25 protein-coding genes and 1 other annotated feature are annotated in these 24,458 nt (G+C 37.0%); of the genes, 9 read left to right on the top strand and 16 right to left on the bottom strand.

Annotated elements, in window-relative coordinates; translation table 11 throughout:
* Positions 1 to 140: 140 nt before the first annotated feature.
* Positions 141 to 1,586 (top strand): MATE family efflux transporter, encoded by a 1,446-nt coding sequence (locus EGX95_RS04830; protein WP_002027240.1) that lies wholly within the window; start codon positions 141 to 143, stop codon positions 1,584 to 1,586.
* Positions 1,587 to 1,730: 144 nt separating this feature from the next.
* Here the strand turns inward: EGX95_RS04830 and EGX95_RS04825 are convergent, their stop codons facing one another.
* From EGX95_RS04825 to EGX95_RS04805, 5 genes are all read right to left on the bottom strand, one after another.
* Positions 1,731 to 2,666, bottom strand: a complete 936-nt coding sequence (locus EGX95_RS04825) for an ABC transporter ATP-binding protein (RefSeq protein WP_000166346.1) — start codon at positions 2,664 to 2,666, stop codon at positions 1,731 to 1,733.
* Positions 2,659 to 3,702 carry an ABC transporter ATP-binding protein gene (locus EGX95_RS04820; RefSeq protein ID WP_000854346.1) on the bottom strand — a complete coding sequence of 348 codons (1,044 nt, stop codon included), beginning with the start codon at positions 3,700 to 3,702 and terminating at the stop codon, positions 2,659 to 2,661. Before EGX95_RS04820 ends, EGX95_RS04825 begins: the two co-directional genes overlap by 8 nt.
* A gap of 18 nt (positions 3,703 to 3,720) precedes the next feature.
* On the bottom strand, positions 3,721 to 4,737 hold the full coding sequence (opp3C, locus tag EGX95_RS04815; RefSeq protein WP_000974101.1) for an oligopeptide ABC transporter permease: 1,017 nt from the start codon (positions 4,735 to 4,737) through the stop codon (positions 3,721 to 3,723).
* A complete protein-coding gene (opp3b, locus tag EGX95_RS04810) occupies positions 4,734 to 5,663 on the bottom strand; it encodes an oligopeptide ABC transporter permease (RefSeq protein WP_000534165.1) in 930 nt (309 codons plus the stop codon). The genes opp3C and opp3b overlap by 4 nt, the downstream gene beginning before the upstream one ends.
* 127 nt (positions 5,664 to 5,790) lie before the next feature.
* Positions 5,791 to 7,422, bottom strand: coding sequence for a peptide ABC transporter substrate-binding protein (locus EGX95_RS04805; RefSeq protein ID WP_000727230.1), 1,632 nt, complete (start codon positions 7,420 to 7,422; stop codon positions 5,791 to 5,793).
* 319 nt (positions 7,423 to 7,741) lie between these two features.
* Between EGX95_RS04805 and EGX95_RS04795 the strand changes: the two genes are divergently transcribed.
* Complete coding sequence (locus EGX95_RS04795; protein ID WP_001044991.1) at positions 7,742 to 8,122, top strand: DUF3899 domain-containing protein; 381 nt, start codon at positions 7,742 to 7,744, stop codon at positions 8,120 to 8,122.
* 105 nt (positions 8,123 to 8,227) lie between these two features.
* Positions 8,228 to 8,444: a binding site (T-box leader), on the top strand.
* A gap of 75 nt (positions 8,445 to 8,519) precedes the next feature.
* Positions 8,520 to 9,509: a tryptophan--tRNA ligase gene (gene trpS / locus EGX95_RS04790; protein WP_000110985.1), complete on the top strand. Its 990-nt coding sequence runs from the start codon at positions 8,520 to 8,522 to the stop codon at positions 9,507 to 9,509.
* 158 nt (positions 9,510 to 9,667) lie between these two features.
* Here trpS and EGX95_RS04785 read toward each other — a convergent pair whose 3' ends face one another.
* The 7 genes from EGX95_RS04785 to EGX95_RS04755 form a co-directional block, all read right to left on the bottom strand.
* Positions 9,668 to 10,414, bottom strand: coding sequence for a YjbA family protein (locus EGX95_RS04785; protein ID WP_000966138.1), 747 nt, complete (start codon positions 10,412 to 10,414; stop codon positions 9,668 to 9,670).
* Positions 10,415 to 10,557: 143 nt separating this feature from the next.
* On the bottom strand, positions 10,558 to 11,346 hold the full coding sequence (locus EGX95_RS04780) for a DUF2268 domain-containing putative Zn-dependent protease (protein WP_000513292.1): 789 nt from the start codon (positions 11,344 to 11,346) through the stop codon (positions 10,558 to 10,560).
* A gap of 106 nt (positions 11,347 to 11,452) precedes the next feature.
* Complete coding sequence (fabF, locus tag EGX95_RS04775; RefSeq protein WP_000412651.1) at positions 11,453 to 12,691, bottom strand: beta-ketoacyl-ACP synthase II; 1,239 nt, start codon at positions 12,689 to 12,691, stop codon at positions 11,453 to 11,455.
* A gap of 31 nt (positions 12,692 to 12,722) precedes the next feature.
* Complete coding sequence (gene fabH / locus EGX95_RS04770; RefSeq protein ID WP_001100543.1) at positions 12,723 to 13,655, bottom strand: beta-ketoacyl-ACP synthase III; 933 nt, start codon at positions 13,653 to 13,655, stop codon at positions 12,723 to 12,725.
* A gap of 578 nt (positions 13,656 to 14,233) precedes the next feature.
* On the bottom strand, positions 14,234 to 14,410 hold the full coding sequence (locus tag EGX95_RS04765) for a ComZ family protein (protein WP_009879752.1): 177 nt from the start codon (positions 14,408 to 14,410) through the stop codon (positions 14,234 to 14,236).
* A gap of 53 nt (positions 14,411 to 14,463) precedes the next feature.
* Complete coding sequence (locus EGX95_RS04760) at positions 14,464 to 15,336, bottom strand: NAD-dependent epimerase/dehydratase family protein (protein WP_000486161.1); 873 nt, start codon at positions 15,334 to 15,336, stop codon at positions 14,464 to 14,466.
* 29 nt (positions 15,337 to 15,365) lie between these two features.
* A complete protein-coding gene (locus EGX95_RS04755; protein WP_000028698.1) occupies positions 15,366 to 16,100 on the bottom strand; it encodes a lipase family protein in 735 nt (244 codons plus the stop codon).
* Between the two features lie 156 nt (positions 16,101 to 16,256).
* On the opposite strand from EGX95_RS04755, the gene EGX95_RS04750 reads away from it, so the two are divergent.
* A complete protein-coding gene (locus EGX95_RS04750; protein ID WP_001211114.1) occupies positions 16,257 to 16,439 on the top strand; it encodes a YjzD family protein in 183 nt (60 codons plus the stop codon).
* A 37-nt stretch (positions 16,440 to 16,476) separates the two neighbouring features.
* On the opposite strand, the gene clpB is transcribed toward EGX95_RS04750, so the two are convergent.
* Together clpB and EGX95_RS04740 are read right to left on the bottom strand one after the other, a co-directional pair.
* The gene (gene clpB / locus EGX95_RS04745) at positions 16,477 to 19,077 is read right to left on the bottom strand and encodes an ATP-dependent chaperone ClpB (protein ID WP_000365370.1); all 2,601 of its coding nucleotides are present in this window, start codon (positions 19,075 to 19,077) and stop codon (positions 16,477 to 16,479) included.
* A gap of 211 nt (positions 19,078 to 19,288) precedes the next feature.
* The gene (locus EGX95_RS04740) at positions 19,289 to 19,468 is read right to left on the bottom strand and encodes a YjzC family protein (RefSeq protein ID WP_000531421.1); all 180 of its coding nucleotides are present in this window, start codon (positions 19,466 to 19,468) and stop codon (positions 19,289 to 19,291) included.
* Positions 19,469 to 19,962: 494 nt separating this feature from the next.
* Between EGX95_RS04740 and EGX95_RS04735 the strand changes: the two genes are divergently transcribed.
* From EGX95_RS04735 to EGX95_RS04725, 3 genes are all read left to right on the top strand, one after another.
* Complete coding sequence (locus EGX95_RS04735) at positions 19,963 to 20,772, top strand: Cof-type HAD-IIB family hydrolase (RefSeq protein ID WP_001041235.1); 810 nt, start codon at positions 19,963 to 19,965, stop codon at positions 20,770 to 20,772.
* 105 nt (positions 20,773 to 20,877) lie between these two features.
* Positions 20,878 to 21,018, top strand: coding sequence for a hypothetical protein (locus EGX95_RS04730; RefSeq protein ID WP_000516816.1), 141 nt, complete (start codon positions 20,878 to 20,880; stop codon positions 21,016 to 21,018).
* The gene (locus tag EGX95_RS04725; RefSeq protein ID WP_000527391.1) at positions 21,019 to 21,216 is read left to right on the top strand and encodes a DUF3813 domain-containing protein; all 198 of its coding nucleotides are present in this window, start codon (positions 21,019 to 21,021) and stop codon (positions 21,214 to 21,216) included. It abuts the gene before it with no gap.
* Positions 21,217 to 21,241: 25 nt separating this feature from the next.
* Here EGX95_RS04725 and EGX95_RS04720 read toward each other — a convergent pair whose 3' ends face one another.
* A complete protein-coding gene (locus EGX95_RS04720; protein ID WP_000364453.1) occupies positions 21,242 to 22,099 on the bottom strand; it encodes a YitT family protein in 858 nt (285 codons plus the stop codon).
* Between the two features lie 100 nt (positions 22,100 to 22,199).
* Between EGX95_RS04720 and EGX95_RS04715 the strand changes: the two genes are divergently transcribed.
* Together EGX95_RS04715 and prsA are read left to right on the top strand one after the other, a co-directional pair.
* Entirely contained in the window at positions 22,200 to 22,331 is a 132-nt protein-coding gene (locus tag EGX95_RS04715) for a DUF3941 domain-containing protein (protein ID WP_001120845.1), read from the top strand.
* A gap of 129 nt (positions 22,332 to 22,460) precedes the next feature.
* Positions 22,461 to 23,318 carry a peptidylprolyl isomerase PrsA gene (gene prsA, locus EGX95_RS04710; protein ID WP_001214227.1) on the top strand — a complete coding sequence of 286 codons (858 nt, stop codon included), beginning with the start codon at positions 22,461 to 22,463 and terminating at the stop codon, positions 23,316 to 23,318.
* A 49-nt stretch (positions 23,319 to 23,367) separates the two neighbouring features.
* Here the strand turns inward: prsA and EGX95_RS04705 are convergent, their stop codons facing one another.
* A complete protein-coding gene (locus EGX95_RS04705) occupies positions 23,368 to 24,222 on the bottom strand; it encodes a CvfB family protein (protein ID WP_000281266.1) in 855 nt (284 codons plus the stop codon).
* Positions 24,223 to 24,458 lie beyond the last annotated feature (236 nt).

Below are 24,458 nucleotides of genomic sequence, written 5' to 3'. Positions count from 1 at the left end.
TTTTCCAAATTATTAGATAAAAGCAAATTTTATATTTTATAATACTTTGCGCATAATTATCCTTCTGTTTTTATCATAAAATAGCTCTCCCTTCATAATAAAGATATGTAGGTTAAAATGAGTGCAAAGGTTAAGAAAGTATGTTACGATACACTTTGCTAAAAATAGATATCGGTAAAGAGGGGACGGACATGGCAGCAATTCAGGCAAAAAACGGGCCTACTGAGAAATTAAGTTTATTCTTATTAACATGGCCTATTTTTCTAGAAGTTTTTCTATTTATGTTAATGGGGATCGCTGATACTTTCATGTTAAGTGCATTATCAGATGATGCTGTATCTGGGGTTGGTGCAGCGAATCAATATCTCCATATCGCTATTTTGGTACTAGAAGTCATCGGGAACGGCGCAGCTATCGTCGTATCTCAATACCTCGGTTCCAAACGTTTTATGGAAGCATCTAAAATATCAGCTTTAGCCGTCACATTAAATTTAGTGGTCGGACTCGTTATAAGTGCTGGTTTTCTTTTATTTTCAAAACATATGATGATGGCGATGAACTTACAAGGCGATGTACTTATGTATGCACAGAGCTATTTATCTATCGTCGGAGGAGCTATTTTCCTTCAAGCTATTATTAATTCATTAGCCGCAATTATCCGCGTACATGGCTTCACAAAGCAAGCGATGTTTATTTCACTTGGAATGAATATTATTCATATCGCTGGAAACTACGTACTCATTTTCGGGAAATTTGGTTTCCCAGAACTCGGTGTACAAGGGGCTGCCATTTCTTCTGCTGTCAGCAGGCTAATCGCGCTTATCGTTTTCTTCTTGTTACTGTACCGCGTTATGGAGTACCGTGTAAAATTACAATACTACTTCACCTTATCAAAAGAATACATCGGGAAAATTTTAAAGATTGGGATTCCATCTGCATTTGAGCAGGTTATGTATCAAGCTTGCCAAATTGTCTTCTTATACTATGCAACATATTTAGGAACGGAATCGTTAGCGGCTAGACAATACGCTACGAACATCTCTATGTTCACTTATTTATTCGCTATTGCAATCGGTATGGGAACTGCAATTATTATCGGACGCCTCGTTGGCGGTGGTGAAAAAGATGAAGCGTATGAACGTGTATGGAAAAGTGTAAAGTGGGCGATTGGTGTCACTTTATGTATGGTTGCTCTCGTTATTACATTCCGCACACAATTAATGGGACTATTTACAGATAATCCGCACATTATTGCGTTAGGTGCGTCAGTTCTTTTACTAAGTGTACTACTTGAAACAGGGCGTACGATGAACATCGTCATCATCAATTCACTTCGCGCAGCTGGTGATGCAAAATACCCAGTTTTAATCGGCGCATTCTCTATGGTGTTAATGAGTTTACCACTCGGTTACTTTTTCGCCTTCCATTTAGATATGGGACTCGTTGGTATTTGGCTAGCAATAGCTATTGATGAATGGACACGTGCTATTATTATGTTCTTCCGCTGGAAAAGTAGAGCATGGGAGCGTTATGCACTTGTTAAACCTGAAGAACAAGAGGAGATTGTTTCTGTTCAGGTGCAATAATACTCGTTTAATTAAGGCGTAGTCTTTAGTATAGGAAACTTATATCTGCGATTCTTTAAATATATCGACTTACCGAGAAATATTGACAACTCTTTTATATAGTAAAAAAATCCATTCTTCTGTGATAGAAGAATGGATTTTTTATTATTGATAAATCTCTTTATATTTCTTATACTCTGCTTCAGAACATAGTACGAAATGTCCCGGGCGAATTTCACGCATTGTCGGTTCTTCACTACCATAATTATGCTGAGATGGATCGTATACGATACGTTTACGATTACGCTCATAATCTGGATCTGGAAGTGGAATCGCTGATAATAGTGATTTAGTATATGGATGAATTGGATTCGCATATAACTCATCACTTGTTGTTAATTCAACAATTTGACCACGATACATTACGCCAATGCGGTCACTAATGTATTTTACCATTGATAAATCATGGGCAATGAATAAGTATGTTAAACCTTTTTCTTTTTGTAACTTTTTCAGTAAGTTTACAACTTGCGCCTGGATTGATACGTCAAGTGCTGAGATTGGCTCATCGGCAATGATAAATTCAGGTTCTACAGCAAGTGCACGAGCGATACCGATACGTTGACGTTGTCCACCTGAGAATTCATGAGGGAAACGGTTTGCGTGCTCTTTATTTAAACCAACTGTGTTTAATAATTCATGAACACGGTCCATACGCTCTTTTTTGTTTTTCGCTAATCCGTGAATATCAATACCTTCTGCAATAATATCCCCTACTGTCATACGCGGGTTTAATGATGCATATGGATCTTGGAAAATCATTTGCATTTTACGGTTGAATTTCTTCAGTTCTGCGCGTGATTTTTTACCATGTACATTTTCACCATCAAACAATACTTCACCAGCAGTTGCATCATATAAACGAATGATCGTTCTTCCAGTTGTTGATTTACCGCAACCCGATTCTCCTACAAGACCAAATGTTTCTCCGCGGTAAATATCAAATGAAATATCATTAACCGCTTTGACAACACCACCACTCACGTCGAAGTGCTGCTTTACATTTTTTACTTCAATTAATTTCTCACGTTGTTTAGTCATGTTGTTCACCTGCTTTCATTTGAAGAATGCGTTTTTCAACGACTGCCGGCGGTTTTACTTCTGGAGCTTGCTCATGAAGTAACCAAGTTGCCGCATAGTGTGTATCACTTACTTTAAATAAAGGTGGGTCCATTTCAAAATCAATTTTCAGTGCCTGTGGGTTACGTGGTGCAAAAGCATCTCCCTTTGGCGGCTTCAATAAATCTGGAGGCGTTCCAGGAATTGCATATAACTCTTCTTCTGAACCATCTAAACTTGGCATAGATGCGATTAAGCCCCAAGTATATGGATGTTTTGGATTGTAGAAAATTTCATCTACAGTTCCGATTTCAACAACTTTACCAGCGTACATAACTGCTACGCGGTCCGCAACGTTCGCCACTACACCTAAGTCATGCGTAATGAAAATGATTGCTGCTTCTGTTTTTTGCTGAATGTCCTTCATAAGCTCTAAAATTTGCGCCTGAATTGTAACGTCTAGCGCTGTTGTCGGCTCATCGGCAATCAATAGTTTTGGGTTACAAGCTAATGCCATCGCAATAACTACACGCTGCCTCATACCACCAGAGAATTGGTGCGGATATTGTTTTAAACGAGCTTCTGGATTTGGAATACCTACAAGGTCGATTAATTCCAACGCAACTTTACGTGCGTCTGCTTTACTCATTCCTTGGTGTTTAATAAGGCCTTCCATAATTTGATTTCCAATTGTCATCGTTGGGTTTAATGATGTCATTGGATCTTGGAAAATCATCGCGATATCTTTACCACGTACTTGCTGCATTTCTTTTTCTGTTAATTTCGTTAAGTCACGACCTTCAAATACGATTTCACCATTTTTAATGCGTCCAGGAGGATTCGGAATTAATCCCATTAACGCTTTAGAAGTAACTGATTTCCCAGAACCAGATTCTCCTACAATCGCTAATGTTTCCCCTTTTTTCAAATCAAAAGTAACGCCGCGTACAGCTTGTACTTCACCTGCATGTGTATCAAAGGAGACTTGTAAATCTTTTACCTCTAACAATGTTTTCATCTTTGCCTCTCCCCTCTTTTACTTACGCATTTTTGGATCTAACGCATCGCGTAATCCGTCTGCCATTAAGTTAAACGCTAAAATTAATATACTGATGACAACCGCAGGAATGAACATCATATGCGGATACGTTTGAATTGATTTATAACCGTCATTTACAAGAGAACCAAGTGATGCGAATGGTGGCTGAATACCTAAACCGATGAAGCTTAAGAACGCCTCACCAAACACCGCTGTTGGAATTGTAAACATTGTCATTACGATAATTGGTCCCATTACGTTCGGGATTAAGTGTTTTACAATTAATTGTGTATTTGTTGCACCTAATGTACGAGATGCTAATACGTATTCTTGATTTTTTAATTTAAGGATTTGTCCACGAACGATACGCGACATCCCTATCCAACCTGTAATTGCCATTGCGAGTGTAATTGACCATATACCAGATCCCATAATGATTACCATTAAAATAACGATGATTAAGTATGGAATACCGTTAATAATCTCCATAATACGTTGCATAATGTTATCTACTCTACCGCCATAGAACGCTGAAATACCTCCATATGCAACCCCAATTACTAAGTCAATTGCTGCTGCTAAAAGAGCGATATATAATGATACGCGTGTACCTTCCCATGTTCTTGTCCATAAATCGCGTCCAAGATCATCTGTACCAAACCAGAAATACTCTTTAATATCACGTTTTTCATATTGGTCAACACCATATTGATCTGTACCGTCAAATGGTAACCAATGAACATTTTCAATAACTGGAATTTTCGGTGGCAATTTTGCACGTCCTAAATCTTGCTCTTTATACGAGTGCTTACTTACCATCGGTCCGAAGATTGCTAGTAAGATAATAAGCGTTAATAAAACTAAACCAAACATTGCTCCTTTATGTTGGAACAAACGTCTTCTTACATCTTGCCAAAACGTTAAGCTTGGACGGGCAATGACTTCATTATCCACATTATTTTGATTAGCTTGTTGAAATAAGTCTGGAGATAATTTTTGTACATCTTTCATCATTTTTTCCCTCCCGCTAAACGAATACGAGGATCAATAATTCCGTATAAAATATCAACAATGAAAATAACTAAGATGAAGATCGCACTATAGAAAATTGTAGTTCCCATAATAACTGTATAGTCATTCACTGTAATAGATTTAACGAACTGTTCCCCTAGTCCTGGTACAGCATAAATTTGCTCAATAACTAATGTACCTGTAATTAACCCTGCAACCATTGGTCCTAAAATTGTTACAACTGGAATTAACGCGTTACGAAGGGCGTGTTTAATAATGATAACGCCTTGGCTAATTCCTTTCGCTTTCGCTGTTAAAATGTAGTCAGCTTGCATAACTTCAATTAACTCTGCACGAGCGAAACGTGCGATTGTTGCGATAACTGCCATCGATAAAGCGATTGTAGGCATTACTGTAAACTCTGGCCCTTTCCAGAATGCTACTGGGAACCATCCAAGTTTTACCCCTACGAAATATTGTAGTAATGCGGCGAATACGAACGATGGTACCGACATCCCGAGTACGGAAATAATTGTCGCTCCATAATCGACCCACGTATTGTTACGAAGTGCCGCAACGATTCCTAAAATTAAACCGATAAATGTTCCTAATATAATCGCTTGTAAACCAAGTTGTGCTGATGGTCCAATGCGATCCACAATCATATCTGTTACCGGACGGTTATCATATTGGAATGATACCCCTAAATCCCCTTTTGCTAAGTTACCTAAGTAACGTGCATATTGAACTGGTACTGGATCATTTAAACCATATTTTTCAAGAATGATTTCTTTTTGTGCCGGTGATAACTTCTCCTGATTTTTAAGCGGAGAACCTGGAAGTAATTTCATCAAAAAGAAAGTCAACGTAGTAATTAAAAATAATGTCAAAGCCATGTACACGAAACGTTTTAATACATAACGTCCCATAGTCAAGCACCTCCCCGTTTTTCTCAAAAGCAATAAGATAGTTTAAAATATTCTTACTTTTATTTTTTTAAAATAAGAGTACATGCCCATCATAGGCATATACCCTTATTCATGATGGAAACCATTTTTAGTTTTTGAGTTCAACCCACTTATAGCTAAATTCCCCGCCATATTTATGTTCTAATAGGCCAGTAATAGATTGGCGTTGTAAATATGCTTTTCCAGGTTGATATACTGGAGCAATCGCCGCATCTTCAAGCAGTTGTTTTTCCGCTTGTAATAATGCATCCCAGCGAGCTTGTACATCAACTTCTGTTTTTGCTTTTTTAATTAAATCATCATACGCTGGGTTTGCGTAATGTACTTTGTTTTGCGCATTACCTGTCGTATACATTTCAAGGAATGACATTGGATCCATATAATCTGGACTCCATCCCGCATATGACATTGCATAATCTCCACTTGCTTCCAGTTTTAATTTTTGTGCAAATGGTTGCATTTTTGTTGGAACTGTTAAACCTGGTAAGTTCTTTTCAAACTGGCCTTTTAAATACTCTCCGATTTTTTTAGCATCATCAGTATCAAAGTTTAATAGCTCTAACTCTACTTTGTCTACACCAAGTTCTTTTTTACCAGCTTCCCAGTATTTTTGTGCTTCTTTTATATCCTCTTTTATAAGCTTTCCGTTTTCTTCACGGAAGTCTTTTCCATTCGGACCTTTTGCTAAGCCTTTCGGAACAAAACCATATATACCCTCTGAACCATCGTTTAAGATTACTTTTCCGATGTTTTCACGTTCAAAGGACATTGCAATTGCTTTTCGGATATTTTTATTTGCTAAAAATTTATTTTTCTCATTTAAGCGAATAAATTGTGTAGATGGTCTCTTAATCGTTTTAAAGTCAGCATCTGATTTGTATTTATCTACAAACTCTGATGTTAAGACTACACGATCAATTGCTCTCGTTTCATATAAATTTATAGCAGTTGAACGATCCTTAACAATATTGAAGTTTATTTCCTCAAGTTTTACTTCTTTATTTTCCCAATACGTTGGATTCTTCTTAAGCTTGAAACTTTGTTCATGCTTCCATTCATTTAATACGAATGGACCATTATAAAGTGTCGTATTGGATTCTAATCCAAACTTTGCTCCTTGTTCTGTTACAAATTTCTCATTCAAAGGATATAATGTTGGATAGACTGTTAAACTTACAAAATAAGGAACAGGGTTATCTAATTCCACTTCAAGTGTATGATCATCAATTGCCTTTACACCAAGTTCTTCAACTGGTAATTCTTTTTTGTTAACTTTCTCCGCATTTTTAACATCAAATAGTATGTAAGCAAACTTGGCACCCGTGTTTGAATCTACAGCTCTTCGCCAAGAATAAACGAAGTCCTTCGCTGTTACAGGTTCACCATTAGACCATTTCGCATCTTCACGTAACTTAAACACATACTTTTTGCCATCCTCTGATTTCTCATAAGATTTAGCGACACCCGGAACAAGTTTATCATCTTTCCCCAGACGATATAACCCTTCCATTGTGTTATTCATGATGTTAGAAGATGTTGCATCTGTTGATAACGTAGTATCCATAGTTGGGATTTCAGCTGTCTCAGTTAGATTTAACACTTGCTTGTTTGAGGATTTTTCTTTCGCGCCTGCTTTATTATCCTCTTTTTGGTAACTACAAGCTCCTAACATACTGACAGTCAACGTCGATGCAAGTAATAACGGTATCTTTTTCTTCATGTTGTGTTGCCTCCCCTAATTGCACTTCCTGTACCCTCACTTGTAAAAAAGTAGAATTGAAAGAATAATCTCCAAGTTTCTACAATTTTCATTATACATATAATATGACGATTGTGAATATAGTTTTTTGTTTTTTTGTTAAAATTTTTAATAAAATGTTTATATTTTTATTTTTTTGTAAAGGGATACGTTAACATTGCTACCATCATCTTGCAATCAGACCTTTAATTGCGTATAATTTTCAAAAAATTAATTCTAGTACATATTATAGCTTTTATAGTATAATAATTCTAGTAACATTTTGACGGAGGGGAACATTTTGAATAAAGTTTTTTTTCATACTTGTATACTAATTTTCATAGCGATAATTGCTTCTAGTATTGGCGCATTCCTTGTTTCATCGCAGTTTTTGTTGAATTTTGTCAACATCTCGTTCTATATCGCACTATTTTTTATTCTTATAGGCGGTTTTTTATTCATATTTCAAAATGGATTTTTTAATGTAACAATTTACGCCTTCCAAAGAGTATTTGGTACGAACAAAAAAATCGACTCTTTAATTGAAGAAGTAGAGGAACCTGTCGATAAGAAAGAACGTATTTATAAAACATATTCATTCAAATGGACGTATCCAATTTGCATTACCGGTATCGTTCTTGGGTTGTTCTCGACCTTCATTAGCTTTACTATTTTGATGTAGTTTGCAAACACTATCCCATATGATATAATAATCAGCAAAACATTTTGTTATAAAACTTTAGTTCTTTCATATTTAAAGAGCTCAGGTAACAATAAATAAATTTATATGTATGCGATGATAAAGAAGAGTACATATTGAGGCAATTTCAGAGAGCTTGTGGCTGGTGTGAACAAGTAATTGTACAGTATGGAATGGGCTTTTGAGCTCCAAACCGAACCGAAAGTAGTAGGCTTTGGCGTTATATCCAAACGTTATTATGGATTAGAGAGATTTCACAGTAGTGAAATAATTAGGGTGGTACCGCGGTCCATTCGTCCCTATAGTTTTTTGGGATGAATGGGCTTTTTTGTTTGCCTTCTCTTCTCTATCACGCATTCAAATTTAGGAGGAATTACTTATGTCAGTTATCTTTTCTGGTATTCAGCCGAGTGGAACGATCACACTTGGAAACTATTTAGGAGCTATGAAACAATTTACAGAGCTTCAAAATGAACACGACTGTTATTTCTGTATTGTAAATCAACATGCGATTACAGTGCCTCAAGATCCCGTCGGGCTTCGTAAAAACATTCGCAGTCTTGCTGCACTTTATGTAGCATGCGGTATTGATCCTGAAAAAGCTACGTTATTTGTACAGTCAGAAGTACCGGCACACGCTCAACTAGGATGGATTATGCAATCAGTTGCTTACGTTGGAGAATTAGAGCGTATGACGCAATATAAAGATAAAGCGTCAGGTAGAGATTCAGTACCAGCTGGATTACTAACGTATCCACCATTAATGGCTGCTGATATTTTACTTTACAACACTGAAATCGTGCCTGTTGGTGATGATCAAAAGCAACATATGGAATTAACACGTGACCTAGCAGAGCGTTTCAACAAACGCTTCCGTGAAGTATTCACAATTCCTGAAATTCGCATTCCAAAAGTAGGAGCTCGCGTTATGTCACTAACAGAGCCTACGAAAAAAATGAGTAAATCTGATCCGAATCCAAAATCAATGATCAGCATGCTTGATGAACCAAAAACAATTGAAAAGAAAATTAAGAGTGCTGTAACTGACTCTGAAGGTATCGTGAAATTCGATAAAGAAAACAAACCTGGCATCTCTAACTTATTAACAATTTACTCTTCATTCTCTGGAAAAACAGTTGAAGAAATCGAAGCAATGTATGAAGGAAAAGGATATGGCGACTTCAAAGGCGACCTAGCACAAGTAGTCGTAGAAGCGATTCGTCCAATCCAAGACAAATATAACGAACTAATCAACTCACCAGAACTAGACGAAATTCTAGACAAAGGTGCCGAAAAAGCAAACCGCGTCGCATTCAAACAACTACGCAAAGTAGAAAACGCAATGGGACTAAGCAGAAAACGTAGGTAATTTATAAAGCGGAGGCGGCTCGTTCAGCTCTGACTGGCTAAGGTTCTTTCGCATAAAAGGCGCTTTTTGCCTTCTTATGCGGAAGGTTCTTAGACACGAAGAGCTTGCCGCTGGAGCAAGACTACAACAAATTAAAAAAACCGCCAATCGGCGGTTTTTTAATTTACCTTTTGCTCGTTTTCCATTTCCCATAACTTTTCAAAAAATGGCTGTCCTTTTACGAGACGCTCGCATAATTGTTCGTGCTTCTCAGACCAACCTGTTTTCGCTTCCTCATACAGCTTAGCCCAAATATCTTCAAATTCCATATGTTGAACCATTCCGTATGCTGATGGATCCCACTCTGTGAACCAATAGCGAATTTCTGCTGTGTTTTTCGTTGTATGTAATTGATCTAACGCCATAAATAGTAATTGTTTAAGCTGCCTTTCTTTACGAGTTAAGCCATTCATAATGAAAGGTGATGGTGATAAAATATGATGTTCTTTTTCCATTTCTTCTACTTGGAACTCATACTTTTCTGCTTGTACGTTTTCTACCATCTCATATACCATCTGCTCTTGGCGCGGTATAAGTCTGCTCTTTCGAATTGGCACGTTGTAACCAATTGTATCAATTGCAATAATTCCTTTTCCATCTGTAACTACAAAGCAATACTCTTGCTGCAAACGTTCATGATTTTTACGAATATAAGCCTTATGATGTACGTCTTCCAACATTTTTTGCGGAAGCTCTAACAATTCGTTCTCGATGTAATGATATAATGTGGAATCTACTTTTAATAATGGCACTTGATCTAATAGCTCAATCGTATCATCTTTCCGCCATTCGTAAAAATGACAAACGTTATACCCATTCTCTTCACCTTCAAACCAATTTACCCATACATCATGTAGATATAACATTCACTACCCCTCACTTCACTACTGTTTGTATCCATCATTATGTTCAATTTTTCTTAACTTTATTCCACCTAAGGAAATATATTCTAATTATTATTTTTTCTTCTATTAATACTAAAAAAACAGGAAAGAGAGCTCCTGTTTTTTTATATATGAAATGTATTGGCTTTATTTAATATTTCTTTCGCATCTATAGGCAATAAAGAAAGTGTATCTTCTCCTTGCAAAGTTACACAATCTTTGACAATATGAAATCCAAGCGCATAGCCAAGCATCTTCGGATAAGAGTGAAATCCATTTAATAAGATGTCGTGCTCCCTTGTTCCTCGCTTTATACTTATTCTTTCATGTACAACATTTTTCCAATAATATATAGCCTCTTCTTTTGAAAGATACGTCGTCCACGGTGCATTGTTTTTTTCTGAATATCTTTCCGTTACCGCTTGCTCAGCTAACCCTTCCATAATCATCGTATCAAGTAATGTATATTCCGTTTCTTTCGTCTCAATTTGATGCAACCTGCATATGTGATGATATTCATGCGCCAATAGCACTTTTAATTCTTCCACCGAATTCCGCCCACATACGAATAAGAAAATAACGTGACGCATAGATAATCCAGCCCTGCCGTTATACTCTTCTTGTACAGTTCGATTATAGGAATCTGATAATAGAATAAAAACAGGGACATCTGGACCTTTTAACCAATTTTTCAGTTTCTCATACTCCGCACGTAACTCTTTCCAAACTTCCTTTTTCTCTAACTCTTTAATTTCTCGTTCTCCTCGCATAACAGGGCGATACATACCTTTAGAAATTAAAAAGCGATACAACCTTTCTTTTGGCAGCGGGATATACTTCGTAAACTTCTCACACAGCTTTTCTGGCCGTCCATAATATAGATGTAACCACTCAGCAGTTTCAACAATCCCCATCTTTATCCCTCCTTTTTCTTATGTATATGCAAAAGGAGAAAAAGGCGTAAAAATAAATAAGGAGTTTTTTCGCAATATGTTACGAAAAAACTCCTTATTTCATCTATTATTTATACGCTTTAAATACTAATACTGCGTTATGACCACCGAATCCTAATGAATTACTTAACACCGCGTTTACTTCTTGATGTCTCGCATTATTCGGTACGTAATCTAAGTCACATTCTGGATCTGGTGTCTCATAGTTAATTGTTGGAGGAATTACTCCATCTGTAATTGATTTAATAGAGAAGATTGCTTCAACAGCACCAGCTGCCCCTAATAAGTGACCTGTCATTGATTTCGTTGAGCTGATTGCTACTTTATACGCATGCTCACCGAACGTTTCTTTAATTGCCATCGTTTCATACTTTTCATTCGCATCCGTACTTGTACCATGCGCATTAATGTAATCAATATCTTCTGGCTGTAGACCTGCATCCGCTAAAGCTTGACGCATTGCGCGCACGCCGCCTTCACCGCCAGGAGCTGGCATTGTAATATGGAATGCATCACCAGTTGCACCGTAACCAGCGATTTCCGCATAAATGTGAGCACCACGAGCTAATGCGTGCTCTAATTCTTCAAGAATTAAAATACCTGAACCTTCACCCATTACGAAACCACTACGGTTTTTATCGAATGGGCGGCAAGCTGTTGCTGGATCTTCATTGAATGTTAATGCTTTCGCTGAGCTAAATCCTGCGAATGCCATACTTGTTAACGGCGCCTCTGCTCCACCTGTAATCATTGCATCAGCATCACCACGCTGAATTGCTTTAAACGCATCACCAATTGAGTTTGCACCAGATGCACAAGCCGTTACAGAACAAGTGTTAATTCCTTTTGCTCCTGTTGCGATTGATACTTGGCCTGCTGCCATATCTGGAATCATCATCGGTACGAAGAATGGGCTCACGCGGCGCGGGCCTTTCTCAGTAAAAATCTTAAATTGTTCTTCGTATGTTTCCATACCACCAATACCAGAACCAATCCATACACCAATTCGAGGTCCATTTTCTTCTGTAATCTCAAGCTTTGCATCTGCAACTGCCATTTTCGCTGCTGCTACTGCATATTGTGTAAAGCGATCCATACGACGCGCTTCTTTTTTATCAATATATTTCTCGACTTCAAAGTCGTTAATTTCTGCTGCTACTTTTGCTGGAAATAGTTCCGGATCAATTCTTGTAAGTCGTCCGATTCCAGATACACCCTTTTTAATGTTTTCCCACGCTGTTTCAACATCTGTACCGACCGGTGTAACAGCTCCTAGTCCTGTAATTACGACCCTCTTTTTTTCCATACAAAATACACTCCTTTTTTTCTCTCAGTCCTTATTTACCCCAACGAAGAGCGACTGCTCCCCATGTTAATCCGCCGCCAAAACCAACAAGTATAATTAAATCACCATCTTGAATACGTCCGTTTTGCAATTCCTCTACCATTGCAATCGGAATGGAAGAAGCTGATGTATTACCGAACTTCTCAATTGTCATACTCATCTTTTCTTGTGGTAAATTTAATCTCTCTCTTGCAGATTCCATAATACGAATATTCGCTTGATGCGGTACTAAGAAATCCACATCTTCTTTCGTAAGACCAGCTTTATCTAGAACGCGAAGACAAGAATCCCCAAGTTGACGAACAGCAAATTTAAAGACTTCTCTGCCATTCATCATAACATACTCATCTTGATAAAGATGCTTACCGCCACTTCCGTCCGCTCCTAATTCGAAAGATAGAACGCCTTTACCTTCTGAAACAGCTCCCATTACGATCGCACCGGCTCCGTCTCCAAATAGTACTGCTGTATTTCGATCGTTCCAATCTACAATTTTAGATAGTTTATCACTACCAACTACTAGTATATTTTTATAAGTTCCCGTTTGAATAAATTGCTGCGCTGTAATCATTCCGTACATAAAACCAGCACACGCTGCACTTAAATCCATTGCAGCTGCATGTTTTGCGCCAATCGCTTCTTGAATAACACAAGCTACTGCTGGAAAAGCACGATCTGGCGTTACTGTTGCTACTAAAATAAGATCGATATCCTCTCCGCTAATCCCTGCATCTTCAAGTGCTTTTTTAGAAGCCTCTACGGCCATATATGAAGTATCTATTGTATCATCGGCAATGCGTCTTTCCGCAATACCTGTTCTCGTACGAACCCATTCATCGGATGTATCCATTATTTTCTCTAAATCGTGATTTGTGACTACTTTTTCCGGCACATATCTTCCGATCCCTAAAATGCCCACGTTCACATCGCAGCCCTCCGTTTTATATCAATTATTATGACTTGGTACTAATTTTAAAACATAAATGTATTTTTGTCTAGAATATATTTCTGCTAAAACATAAAGCGAACGCATTATTCACCTTATTGTTTATGAAAAGAAACGGAAACATACCTTTACCTGTTCTTTCGAAATATAAAAAAGCTCGAACCGTTTCTACTTACAGTTCAGGCCTCTCTTCCATCTAAATTTTTATTCTTTATCTGCTTTCCTTCTAAACTAGAGGGTTCTCCTCACTACTTTTCCTTTAGCCTCTTCATATATCTGGTTTTCCCCCAGGCGAGAATAAAAAAGGCCCTGACCGCTTCTATCCACGGTTCGGGCCTCTCTTCCATCTCAAAAGATGCTTTTTATTCTTTTTATTCTTTTTATGCTTTTTATTCTTGATCTGCTTTCCTTCTAAACTAGAGAGTTTTCCTTACTACTTTTTCTTTAGCCTCTTCATATATCTGGTTTTCCCCCAGGCGAGAATAAAAAAGGCCCTGACCGCTTCTATCCACGGTTCGGGCCTCTCTTCCATCTTAAAAAGATGCTTTTTATGCTTTTTATTCTTGATCTGCTTTCCCAAGCTCATATGCTTCGTTCATAACTTTCATCAATAACTCTAATACTGGTTGAGCTTTCTCCATATCAAGCGCAATTCCATTATCATCTAAAATGGCCTTTGCTTCTGGTAAATGCTTCATTGCGATTTGTAAAAATTGCATGCTTTTCTCATTCATATTATGTTCTTCCTCTCCATTAAAACTTTCACATACATAGTGTAACACGCTCGCTATCCTTCGTATAACTCTTTATATTTTTTCATATGTGCCAATTGTTTATTTAAACCGTATTCTAACGGAGTATTTCTTTTTATCGAAATAACCTCTACTGTTCCATCTCTTTCTTCTAGATTCTCTTTTTTCACTTTATCCTCTGCACGTAAAAGGTTCATACCTTTTTTCCATAATGATTTTTTACCACTAAGTAAATTATATATACCGAGATATTCCTCGTTCATGCCATTTTCCCATAAGTATTCACATACATCTTCAACGTACAGTAGATCACTGGCGTTTTCCTCACTCGTATAATGGCACTCTTTCTCACCCAGTTCTGATAAAATGAGCTGATGATACATCATAAAAGATGGTTGCCATGGCCCATATAATGTAGGAACTCGAAATACACTATATTGTACCTCTCCTTTTTTCAATCCTTCTTCCACTTTCGCAAATAGACGTTTATTTTCGGACTCATCTACGTTTCCTACTTCAATAGAAGAAATTAGATTTAACTTCACTTTATGTTCTTCACACAGTCTTATCATTCGCTTTAAATACTGTAATATAACTCTTTCATTTCGAAAGCCACTTTGTTGGTTAGGCTCATACAGACAAAAGTAAACGGCATCAAATTTCTCTTCCTCTACGGATCTCCATCCGTCTTCATCTCTTATCGAATAATACGTAAATAACGCATTTCGCCCAATTAACAATAACTTCTCTTCATTAATTTTTGTCATATTATCGAATTCATCAAAATCAAGACCATATACTTCTACTTCTTCTGCAATCATTTTATTCACAAGGTGATAACCTACAAACGTAAGTGCACCTATAATTAGCACGCGTTCCATACCACCAACCCTTTCTCCTTGAAACAAATAGCTCCTCATTTATGTATATGGGAGCTTCACAATTCTTCTTCATATTTTTTAAAGAAATCAGTCGTTTGCCTAACCATTTTATATTTCACATCTTGCAGATGGAATAAGACAGAAGTATCGCATTGGTTCAATTGCCTCATTTTCTCGTATTTACGTAGCAGCTGTTTTCTTCCTCTTTTTTCTTGTGTTGATACAAAAATTTTAACAGGTACACAAGACGGAAGAAGCGTAAATGATTTCTTATTTATTTTCGCTTCTAATTCTTCTTCTTTAGCATCATACGCTAAACTTAATTCCTTCAAGAGTCTCTTGTAAAAAAATTTATGCTCTTTCTCAAACTCCACATATTCTGGTAAATCTAAACACGGATTTAACATAATGACAGAACGTATACATTCAGGGTATTTGTTCATCATTTCAAGTGCAACAAGTGCCCCCATACCATCTGCCATAATGTGCATTTTTGCATTTAATGTCTCTTTTCTCAGAACAACGTCATATAGACGTTTCGCTAGACGAACAGATTGGTCGTTTCCCCAATGTCTTCCGTATAAATTAGAAGAAAAGACCGTATAGCCTTCCTCAATAAGGCCATGTAAAAAATAAGATCTACCCGCATGCTGTGTCCATAAACTTGTACCATTCTCAATAAAGTAGTTGTAATCACCTAGGAGCATGACAGAAAATCCATTTGGCTTCTCCGGTAAATAAATGACACATGGTTCTTTTTCTAAGTAAAAAAAACGTTCCGTAATACTCATTTTTCCCCCGCCTTATTTTCTAAACGTATAAAAGTACTCTTTTATAATGTATGAACGGAATGCAAATTTGCGTTGAAAAATCTACAAATATTTTTCTATATTCTTTTTTCAATTGTGTTACAATAAGGACAGATTGAACGAATAGAGGTGTAAAATATGCGTTTCATTTGGGCATTAATTTGGTCGTTCTTGCTTGTACATATGATGAGCTATGTAATCGGCTCTATGACTGGCGGTACATACGATTTTAACCAAGCGTCTATTTTCTCAGTTGTTCTTGCAGTATTCGTACTAGCAATTGCAGCTGCAATTCCAAACGAGCCAGTAGAACAACACTAAAAAAAGAGTCCGGATTTTATCCGAACTCTTTTTTGTTTTACTTCACATGAACGACTAATTCGTTATTTTCTACATCAACAACTACGTGACTATTATCAGTAATCGTTCCTGCAATTAATTCTCTCGCTAATTTCGTCTCAACTTGACGCTGTACATATCTTTTTAATGGACGGGCTCCGTACATCGGATCGAAGCCAGCTTCGACAACAAACTCTTTCGCTGCGTCTGTTAATTCTACCGTAATGTGACGGTCAGCTAAACGACCTTGTAATTCTTTTACAATTTTATCAACAATACCTTTAATTTCATTCGTTGTAAGAGGTTTGAATAAAATAATTTCGTCGACACGGTTTAAAAACTCTGGTCGGAAATGTCCTCTTAATTGTCCCATTACAAGCTCTCTTGATTCCTCTTTAATGGAGCCATCATCTTCTAATCCATCTAATAAATGAGCAGATCCAATATTTGAAGTCATAATAATAACTGTGTTTTTAAAGTCTACTGTACGTCCTTGCGAATCTGTAATGCGACCGTCATCTAACATTTGTAATAAAATGTTGAATACTTCTGGATGTGCTTTTTCGATTTCGTCTAATAAAATAACCGAATACGGTTTACGTCTTACCGCTTCTGTTAATTGACCGCCCTCTTCATATCCAACATATCCAGGAGGCGCACCAATTAAGCGTGACACCGCGTGTTTCTCCATATACTCAGACATATCAATACGAATCATTTGTTCTTCACTATCGAATAATGACTGCGCTAACGTTTTTGCAAGTTCTGTTTTACCAACACCAGTAGGTCCTAAGAAAATGAAGGAACCAATCGGACGGTTCGGGTCTTTGATACCTGCGCGCGCACGAAGAACTGCGTCTGATACTAAGCTTACCGCTTCCTCTTGTCCGATGACACGCTCTGATAAAATTTGCTCTAATCGTAATAATTTCTCACGTTCACCTTCAACGAGTTTTGCGACAGGAATACCAGTCCAGCGTGAAACAATATCAGCAATCTCTTCTTCACTTACTTCCTCACGTAATAAACGATTTTCTTGTTTATTATGCGCGCCCATTTCTTCTGCTTCTTTTAACTCTTTTTCAATTGCAGGAATTTTTCCGTGGCGAAGTTCCGCTGCTCTATTTAAATCGTAATTACCTTCTGCTTCTTCTAATTCACGGCGCAGACGCTCTAAATGTTCACGTAAGTCACGAACTTTGTGAATATCTTCTTTTTCTTTCTCCCATTTGGCTCTCATACCACTTGCAACTTCTTTTAAATCCGATAATTCACGTTGCAACGTTTTTAGACGTTCTTGGCTACCAAAGTCCTTTTCTTTTCCAAGAGCCGCTTCTTCAATTTCTAGCTGCATAATGCGGCGCGTTACTTCATCTAATTCTGTCGGCATAGAATCGATTTCTGTACGAATTGTTGCACACGCTTCATCGACAAGATCAATTGCTTTATCTGGTAAGAAACGGTCCGAAATATATCGATCTGATAAAACTGATGCTGCTACAATCGCGCGGTCATGAATATTTACACCGTGATAAATTTCAAAGCGCTCTTTTAAACCACGTAAAATGGAAATTGTATCTTCAACAGTTGGTTCTTCTGCTAATACTTGTTGGAAACGTCTTTCTAGCGCTGGATCTTTCTCAATATATTTACGATATTCATCTAACGTCGTCGCCCCGATACAATGCAGTTCACCACGCGCAAGCATCGGTTTTAACATATTTCCTGCATCCATTGCGCCTTCTGTTTTACCAGCGCCGACGATTGTGTGAAGTTCATCAATGAATAGTAAAATACGACCTTCACTCTTTTTAATTTCATTTAATACAGCTTGGAGACGCTCCTCAAACTCACCGCGGAATTTCGCTCCAGCTACAAGCGCACTCATATCTAATGCAAAAATTGTTCTATCTTTTAATCCTTCAGGTACATCCTTTTTCACAATACGCTGTGCTAACCCTTCAACAATTGCTGTTTTACCAACACCTGGTTCACCAATTAAAACTGGGTTGTTTTTCGTTTTACGTGAAAGAATGCGGATTACGCGGCGAATTTCACTATCGCGGCCGATAACAGGGTCAATTTTCCCCGCTCTTACTTCCGCCACTAAATCACGACCATATTTTTCTAACGCTTCATAAGTTGCTTCTGGATTTTGACTAGTCACTCTTTGATTCCCCCGAACTGTCATTAAAGACTGTAATAAGTTATCTTTCGTAATATGAAATCTTGTAAATAATTGGTTTATATCGCCTTTTTCTTCAGTAAAAGCAAGTAATACATGTTCAACTGAAATGTAATCATCTTGCAATTTTTCTGCTTCTTTTCCTGCTCTTACAAGCAGTTGTTGCAAAGCACCTGTTATATATAATTTACCTGCTTCTGCACCGCTTCCCGTTACAGAGGGCTTTTTCTTAATTAAACCTTCAGCACCTTGTTTTAACGCTTCTATATCGACATTCATTTTTTGAAAAATACGTACTGCTAGCCCATCTTGCTCTTCTAATAATGTAAACAAGAGATGAACAGTATCTACTTCTTGATGATGATGAGATACCGCTAAAGATTGAGCACTCATAATCGCCTCTTGTGTTTTTGTTGTCATTTGATTTAAGTCCATCTTTACAGTCCTCCAAATGTTTGACTTTCTTTGACCTTTGATTTGATTATACGCCAACTGACTTTTTTATACAATAATTTTGATTATGTATTTTCAAACTTATTATTAGAAAAAGAAAAAGGGAGCATGCATGATACGACTGAAAAATATACGGTAAATGAAATTAAAATGGATGACGACAAAAAAGCCGCAATAATAATTGCGGCTTCTTTTACGGTTTTCTTTTATATGTCCACTGGCGGTTATGATTTGTGTTATCTGGAAACTTTTCACCAGCAGTTAATTTTACCATTTGCGGATCTTTCACCATACTTCCCGTTTCACCAATTTCTACGTAAATGCCATCATTCGGCGCTTTTTGTCCAGAACGAAACCTACGATTTTGCCCCATTTCCATTCTCCTTCCATGACGTCTTTGCCTCATTAGTATATCCATTTTAAAAGAAAGCTTGTCTGTCATGTTTAGGAAACAAGTACTACATTTCATTCTTGTACATATACATGAATGACACAAGCTTAAAGCAGGGATTTCTTCCCTATTTGTAGAAAAAAAAGAAACCAACCTACTATAGGCCAGTTTCAAAGGAGAGTCAAACATATACGAGAAGATTACATGTTCATTATAAGCCTCATCCTACGAACAATGTAACCCTTTTCACAATTTGTCCATAATGAAAGAAACATTGTTTGAACTTTCTAAAAAGATGTTGACTTTTCTTAATTTCCAGCGAGAAATAGTAGACACCGTAACACTTTGCGACGTAAGATGGATATATAGTGAAGTTTCCATCTTTGGTGGTCTCACCCAGCTTAACCTCTTATTTCTGCATATTAAAACGGAAATACAGATAGAAACAAAAATAAATTATTATAAGAGGTGAAATTATGAACAAACAGCATTTAATCGCACTAGACTTAGACGGCACTTTATTAACAGACAACAAAATAATTTCCACTCGAACGAAACATACAATTGCAAAAGCAAAGGAACAAGGACATATTGTCGTTATTTCAACAGGACGTCCATTCCGCGCTAGTTATGATTACTATAAAGAACTTGGTTTAAATACACCAATCGTAAACTTTAATGGCGCTTACGTACATCACCCTCTTGATTCAAAGTGGGGCACACATCACTCTCCTCTTGAGCTAGCAACAGCGCAAGAAATTGTCCGAGCTTGCTTTGATTTTGGCGTAAAAAATATATACGCTGAAGTAATGGATGATGTGTATGTTCGTGAAATTGATGAAGATAAAAAACATATTTTTGAATTCGGTTCTCCAAACATTTTTACAGGAGACTTATTAAATATTTTAAACGATCATCCAACTTGCTTATTAATTGACGCACATGACGAGCATTCCAGTGCAATTCGTCAACATTTAACTGATATGCATGCTGAAGTAATTGACCATAGAAAATGGGGCGCACCTTGGCCGATTATTGAAATTGTAAAAAGCGGATTAAATAAAGCCGTTGGACTACAAAAAATTTCTAGTCATTACAACATTCCACAAGAGCGAATTATCGCTTTCGGTGATGAAGATAACGACTTTGAAATGATTGAATTTGCTGGTCACGGCATCGCAATGGGAAATGCCATCCCTGAATTAAAATCGCTCGCAAACCATACGACGCTAACGAACGAAGAAGATGGCATTGCACTATATTTAGAAGAGGTTCTTGGGTTGTAATCTAAAAATTCCCTACTTATAGTTTCTCGCCAAACGCTCATACTATCATTAGACGCAAAAGTTAGCGCGTCGATTGTTTTCAGCTAAATAAAGGGGGTTTTTCGAATGGGTAAAAAGAATAAATCAAAACGTTTTATCCAACAAGGAGCCGATGCTGTTATGAAGCATGATGCAAGATTCCCGTACCGAGGTACATTAGCTGAGGCAGAAAAAGCGAGAAGTAACTCTTCTTTTGGAGGGGTCTAAATGGGGAACTTACTATTTCAACAAGCTAGAGATGCTGTTGCAAATGCCGTATCTTGTTCAAGCGGTGCCGAGCAACAAGATCTCGTATATAGAGCCAAAAACGCTTTGCACTCTGCATACGCAAACTCTTCAACAGCTGAAAAAGCTCAGCTACGTGAAATGCAAGAGCAGTTGCAAAACATTACGAATGCACATTAAAAAAGAGGACCAGCTTTGGTCCTCTTTAATCTTTTCGAAACAATCCGAACACCCCAACCGTTTGCAGTACGTTTGTAAATGCACCTGGGTCCACTTGTTTAATAACCCTCTCTAATTCGTACAGTTCGTAACGAGTAATAACAATCATTAACATTTCCTTATTTTCATTCGTATAAGCACCAGTTGCTGGTATAGTTGTAATCCCCCTCACTAAGCGTGAGTGAATCGCCTTTCGTACATCCGCCCCATTCTTCGTAACGATTAACGCCGTAATCTTCACATGACGCGTATGAATTGCATCGATGATTCGCGTTGACACATACAAAGTCACTAAAGTATATAATGCTTTTTCCCATCCATACACATAGCCGGCAGCGATAATGATCAGTGCATTAAAGAAGAAAAAATACGTACCGACAGGCTTGTCTTTAATCTTTGATAAAATCATGGCGATTATATCTAAACCACCTGTAGAAGCCCCCCACTTCAACGCAATCCCTACCCCGATTGCTGAAATAAGCCCACCAAAAATCGCATTTAATATGATGTCGTTTGAAACTGCTCTAACTGGGATAATTTCTAAAAACATAGTCATAAAGATAACGCAAAGAAAACTAAAGAAAGTAAAGGCCTTTCCAACCTTTTTCCAGGCTAAAATAACGACTGGAATGTTAAACAAGCTAAATAATACCCCGGTTGATATGTGAATAGATAAAAAATCACCTAATATTTGTGATAGCAATTGAGACAATCCAGCAAAGCCACTTGCATACACTTTCGCTGGCGTTAAAAATAAATTCATTCCAATCGCATTTAACAAACCTGCGACGATTACAACGATTAACTTCTTTATAAGTTCGGTATAATTCAACTTCAAATCCATTTCCAATCCACCTTCATTATTCATGAGTACACTGCTATACATAGTCTTTACGAAAAAGGAAATGATAAACGTACAACGTTTAGAAATGGAGTTGATACATATGCCACATACGAGTGATAACGACAAAAAAGCACGCGATAATAATGCAAAACGCGCGCAAAAAAATGAGCAAGAACAAAAGAATATAGAACAAGGTAAGCGTGCCTATTCTAAAAAGACTGATCACCTTTGATTCCATCGTACACCGACAATATTGTTGGTGTACTTTTTTACAGTTTACAGGGAAAAAACATTAAAAATTCACTTCATGTTCACTTCTATATTCTACAATAGCGATAACATATTCGGATGAGGTGTTAGCATGAGAGGGAAACACATTTTCATTATTACTGCACTACTAAGTATATTAATGCTATCTGCTTGTGGACAAAAAAACGACTCAGATACAGTCGCTACAGCAACAGACTCAACCATTACGAAGAGCGACTTCGAAAAACAGTTAAAAGATCGTTACGGAAAAGACATGCTGTACGAAATGATGGCGCAAGACGTTATCACGAAAAAATATAAAGTATCTGACGATGATGTAGATAAAGAATTACAAAAAGCGAAAAATCAATACGGAGACCAATTTAAAAACGTATTGAAAAACAATGGTTTAAAAGATGAAGCTGATTTCAAAAATCAAATTAAGTTCAAACTTGCTATGAATGAAGCGATTAAGAAAAGTATTACAGAAAAAGACGTGAAAGACCACTATAAACCTGAAATTAAAGCAAGCCATATTTTAGTAAGTGACGAAAATGAAGCGAAAGAAATAAAGAAAAAATTAGATGCTGGTGCTTCATTTGAAGAACTAGCAAAACAAGAATCGCAAGACCTACTATCAAAAGAGAAAGGCGGAGACCTTGGATACTTCAATTCAGGTAGAATGGCACCTGAATTTGAAACTGCTGCCTATAAACTAAAGGTCGGACAAATTAGCAATCCCGTTGCATCACCAAACGGTTATCATATTATTAAATTAACTGATAAAAAAGCTTTAAAGCCTTATGATGAAGTGAAAGACTCTATTCGCAAAAACTTAGAAGAAGAACGTATCTCTGACCCTATATTCGGCAAAAAACTATTGCAAAATGAATTAAAAAAAGCAAATATTAAAATAAACGATAGTGAGTTGAAAGATACGTTCACTCTTGTACATGAGCAAGGGAATTAAAAAAGCACCACCTTATAGGTAAAATATAAGGTGGTGCTTTTTATTTCCTTTATTTCTTAAAGTACGTCCAACCTTCTTCTTGGTAAACCTTTTCTTCTTTCATCAACTTACCAAGTGCACGCTTAAATGCAGCTTTACTCATATTGAAACGTTCTTTAATGTCTTCTGGATAGCTCTTATCCCAAAACGGCATTGCTCCGCCTCGTTCTTCCATATATGCATAAATCACTGCAGCATCATCTTCCATTCCTTCTTCCTTACGAGGAAGAAGAGAGATGTTAATTGTACCGTCATCTTTTACATCAATAATTCGTCCCGTTACACGCTGACCGATGCGAACTTGCTCTTTTCTTTCTGTATGATGTAAAAATGCACGGAAATGCTCATCTGTTAATACGAACGAACCAACTTGAAGTGAACGATACACACGTCCGTTTACGTTTTTATTACGCATAGATGGTGTCGCATCTACAACGATTTCTTGCATATCACTATCTCTTGCTGGAAGAGCAATTAAACGATCACGATTCGTTAATTTTAACGTACAATATAATTCGTCTCCAACTTCTGGCCATACTGGCATATAAATTGGGAATTCATCAGCTGGAATTAGTATATCTTTTGATACACCAATATCAACAAACACACCTAGACTAGGAATGACTTCTACAACCTTTACCCAGTTCCAATCATACGTTGTAATAATTGGTTCCTTCATTGTTGCCGAAATACGATTTTGGTGATCAAGATATAAGAATACATCAATCGTATCGCCTTCTTCAATTTCTCCAGCTACTTCATTTTTATGTAGGAAAATTTCTTCTTCTTCATTCCCAACCATATATCCGATTTCCGTTTCGCGTAAAACAGTTACCTGCTCAATCGATCCTATTTGTAAATACATATTTTTTTAATTCCCTTCTCTATATATAAAATGAACTTTTTTAACTTTTTATATTTTTATCATTCCAAACAAAAGTTAATTATAACACGATTTTCTCTTTATTTGTCCAACTGCCCAAAATTCACTATAATAAAATGAGGTTACATCATTATAAGCATGAAAACACTTAAGTCTAAGCTCGTTTTCAGCTATACTTTAGTATGTACAGTACATAAAAAGATTAGAAATTTATTTGG

Source organism: Bacillus sp. FDAARGOS_527 (assembly GCF_003812125.1).
GTDB lineage: Bacteria > Bacillota > Bacilli > Bacillales > Bacillaceae_G > Bacillus_A > Bacillus_A paranthracis.
This window is presented reverse-complemented; position numbering and strand designations above follow the sequence as displayed.

What these genes read in the sequence shown, in the direction of transcription:
- EGX95_RS04785 (WP_000966138.1), bottom strand. Translation starts at nt 10,414, where the DNA reads ATGTTATATCTACATGATGTATGGGTAAATTGGTTTGAAGGTGAAGAG.
- EGX95_RS04830 (WP_002027240.1), top strand. Translation starts at nt 141, where the DNA reads ATGTTACGATACACTTTGCTAAAAATAGATATCGGTAAAGAGGGGACG.
- trpS (WP_000110985.1), top strand. Translation starts at nt 8,520, where the DNA reads ATGTCAGTTATCTTTTCTGGTATTCAGCCGAGTGGAACGATCACACTT.
- EGX95_RS04730 (WP_000516816.1), top strand. Translation starts at nt 20,878, where the DNA reads ATGGGTAAAAAGAATAAATCAAAACGTTTTATCCAACAAGGAGCCGAT.
- EGX95_RS04750 (WP_001211114.1), top strand. Translation starts at nt 16,257, where the DNA reads ATGCGTTTCATTTGGGCATTAATTTGGTCGTTCTTGCTTGTACATATG.
- opp3C (WP_000974101.1), bottom strand. Translation starts at nt 4,737, where the DNA reads ATGATGAAAGATGTACAAAAATTATCTCCAGACTTATTTCAACAAGCT.
- opp3b (WP_000534165.1), bottom strand. Translation starts at nt 5,663, where the DNA reads ATGGGACGTTATGTATTAAAACGTTTCGTGTACATGGCTTTGACATTA.
- fabF (WP_000412651.1), bottom strand. Translation starts at nt 12,691, where the DNA reads ATGGAAAAAAAGAGGGTCGTAATTACAGGACTAGGAGCTGTTACACCG.
- EGX95_RS04705 (WP_000281266.1), bottom strand. Translation starts at nt 24,222, where the DNA reads ATGTATTTACAAATAGGATCGATTGAGCAGGTAACTGTTTTACGCGAA.
- EGX95_RS04735 (WP_001041235.1), top strand. Translation starts at nt 19,963, where the DNA reads ATGAACAAACAGCATTTAATCGCACTAGACTTAGACGGCACTTTATTA.
- EGX95_RS04820 (WP_000854346.1), bottom strand. Translation starts at nt 3,702, where the DNA reads ATGAAAACATTGTTAGAGGTAAAAGATTTACAAGTCTCCTTTGATACA.
- EGX95_RS04765 (WP_009879752.1), bottom strand. Translation starts at nt 14,410, where the DNA reads ATGAATGAGAAAAGCATGCAATTTTTACAAATCGCAATGAAGCATTTA.
- EGX95_RS04725 (WP_000527391.1), top strand. Translation starts at nt 21,019, where the DNA reads ATGGGGAACTTACTATTTCAACAAGCTAGAGATGCTGTTGCAAATGCC.
- EGX95_RS04720 (WP_000364453.1), bottom strand. Translation starts at nt 22,099, where the DNA reads ATGGATTTGAAGTTGAATTATACCGAACTTATAAAGAAGTTAATCGTT.
- prsA (WP_001214227.1), top strand. Translation starts at nt 22,461, where the DNA reads ATGAGAGGGAAACACATTTTCATTATTACTGCACTACTAAGTATATTA.
- EGX95_RS04740 (WP_000531421.1), bottom strand. Translation starts at nt 19,468, where the DNA reads ATGGGGCAAAATCGTAGGTTTCGTTCTGGACAAAAAGCGCCGAATGAT.
- EGX95_RS04755 (WP_000028698.1), bottom strand. Translation starts at nt 16,100, where the DNA reads ATGAGTATTACGGAACGTTTTTTTTACTTAGAAAAAGAACCATGTGTC.
- EGX95_RS04715 (WP_001120845.1), top strand. Translation starts at nt 22,200, where the DNA reads ATGCCACATACGAGTGATAACGACAAAAAAGCACGCGATAATAATGCA.
- EGX95_RS04805 (WP_000727230.1), bottom strand. Translation starts at nt 7,422, where the DNA reads ATGAAGAAAAAGATACCGTTATTACTTGCATCGACGTTGACTGTCAGT.
- EGX95_RS04825 (WP_000166346.1), bottom strand. Translation starts at nt 2,666, where the DNA reads ATGACTAAACAACGTGAGAAATTAATTGAAGTAAAAAATGTAAAGCAG.
- EGX95_RS04780 (WP_000513292.1), bottom strand. Translation starts at nt 11,346, where the DNA reads ATGGGGATTGTTGAAACTGCTGAGTGGTTACATCTATATTATGGACGG.
- clpB (WP_000365370.1), bottom strand. Translation starts at nt 19,077, where the DNA reads ATGGACTTAAATCAAATGACAACAAAAACACAAGAGGCGATTATGAGT.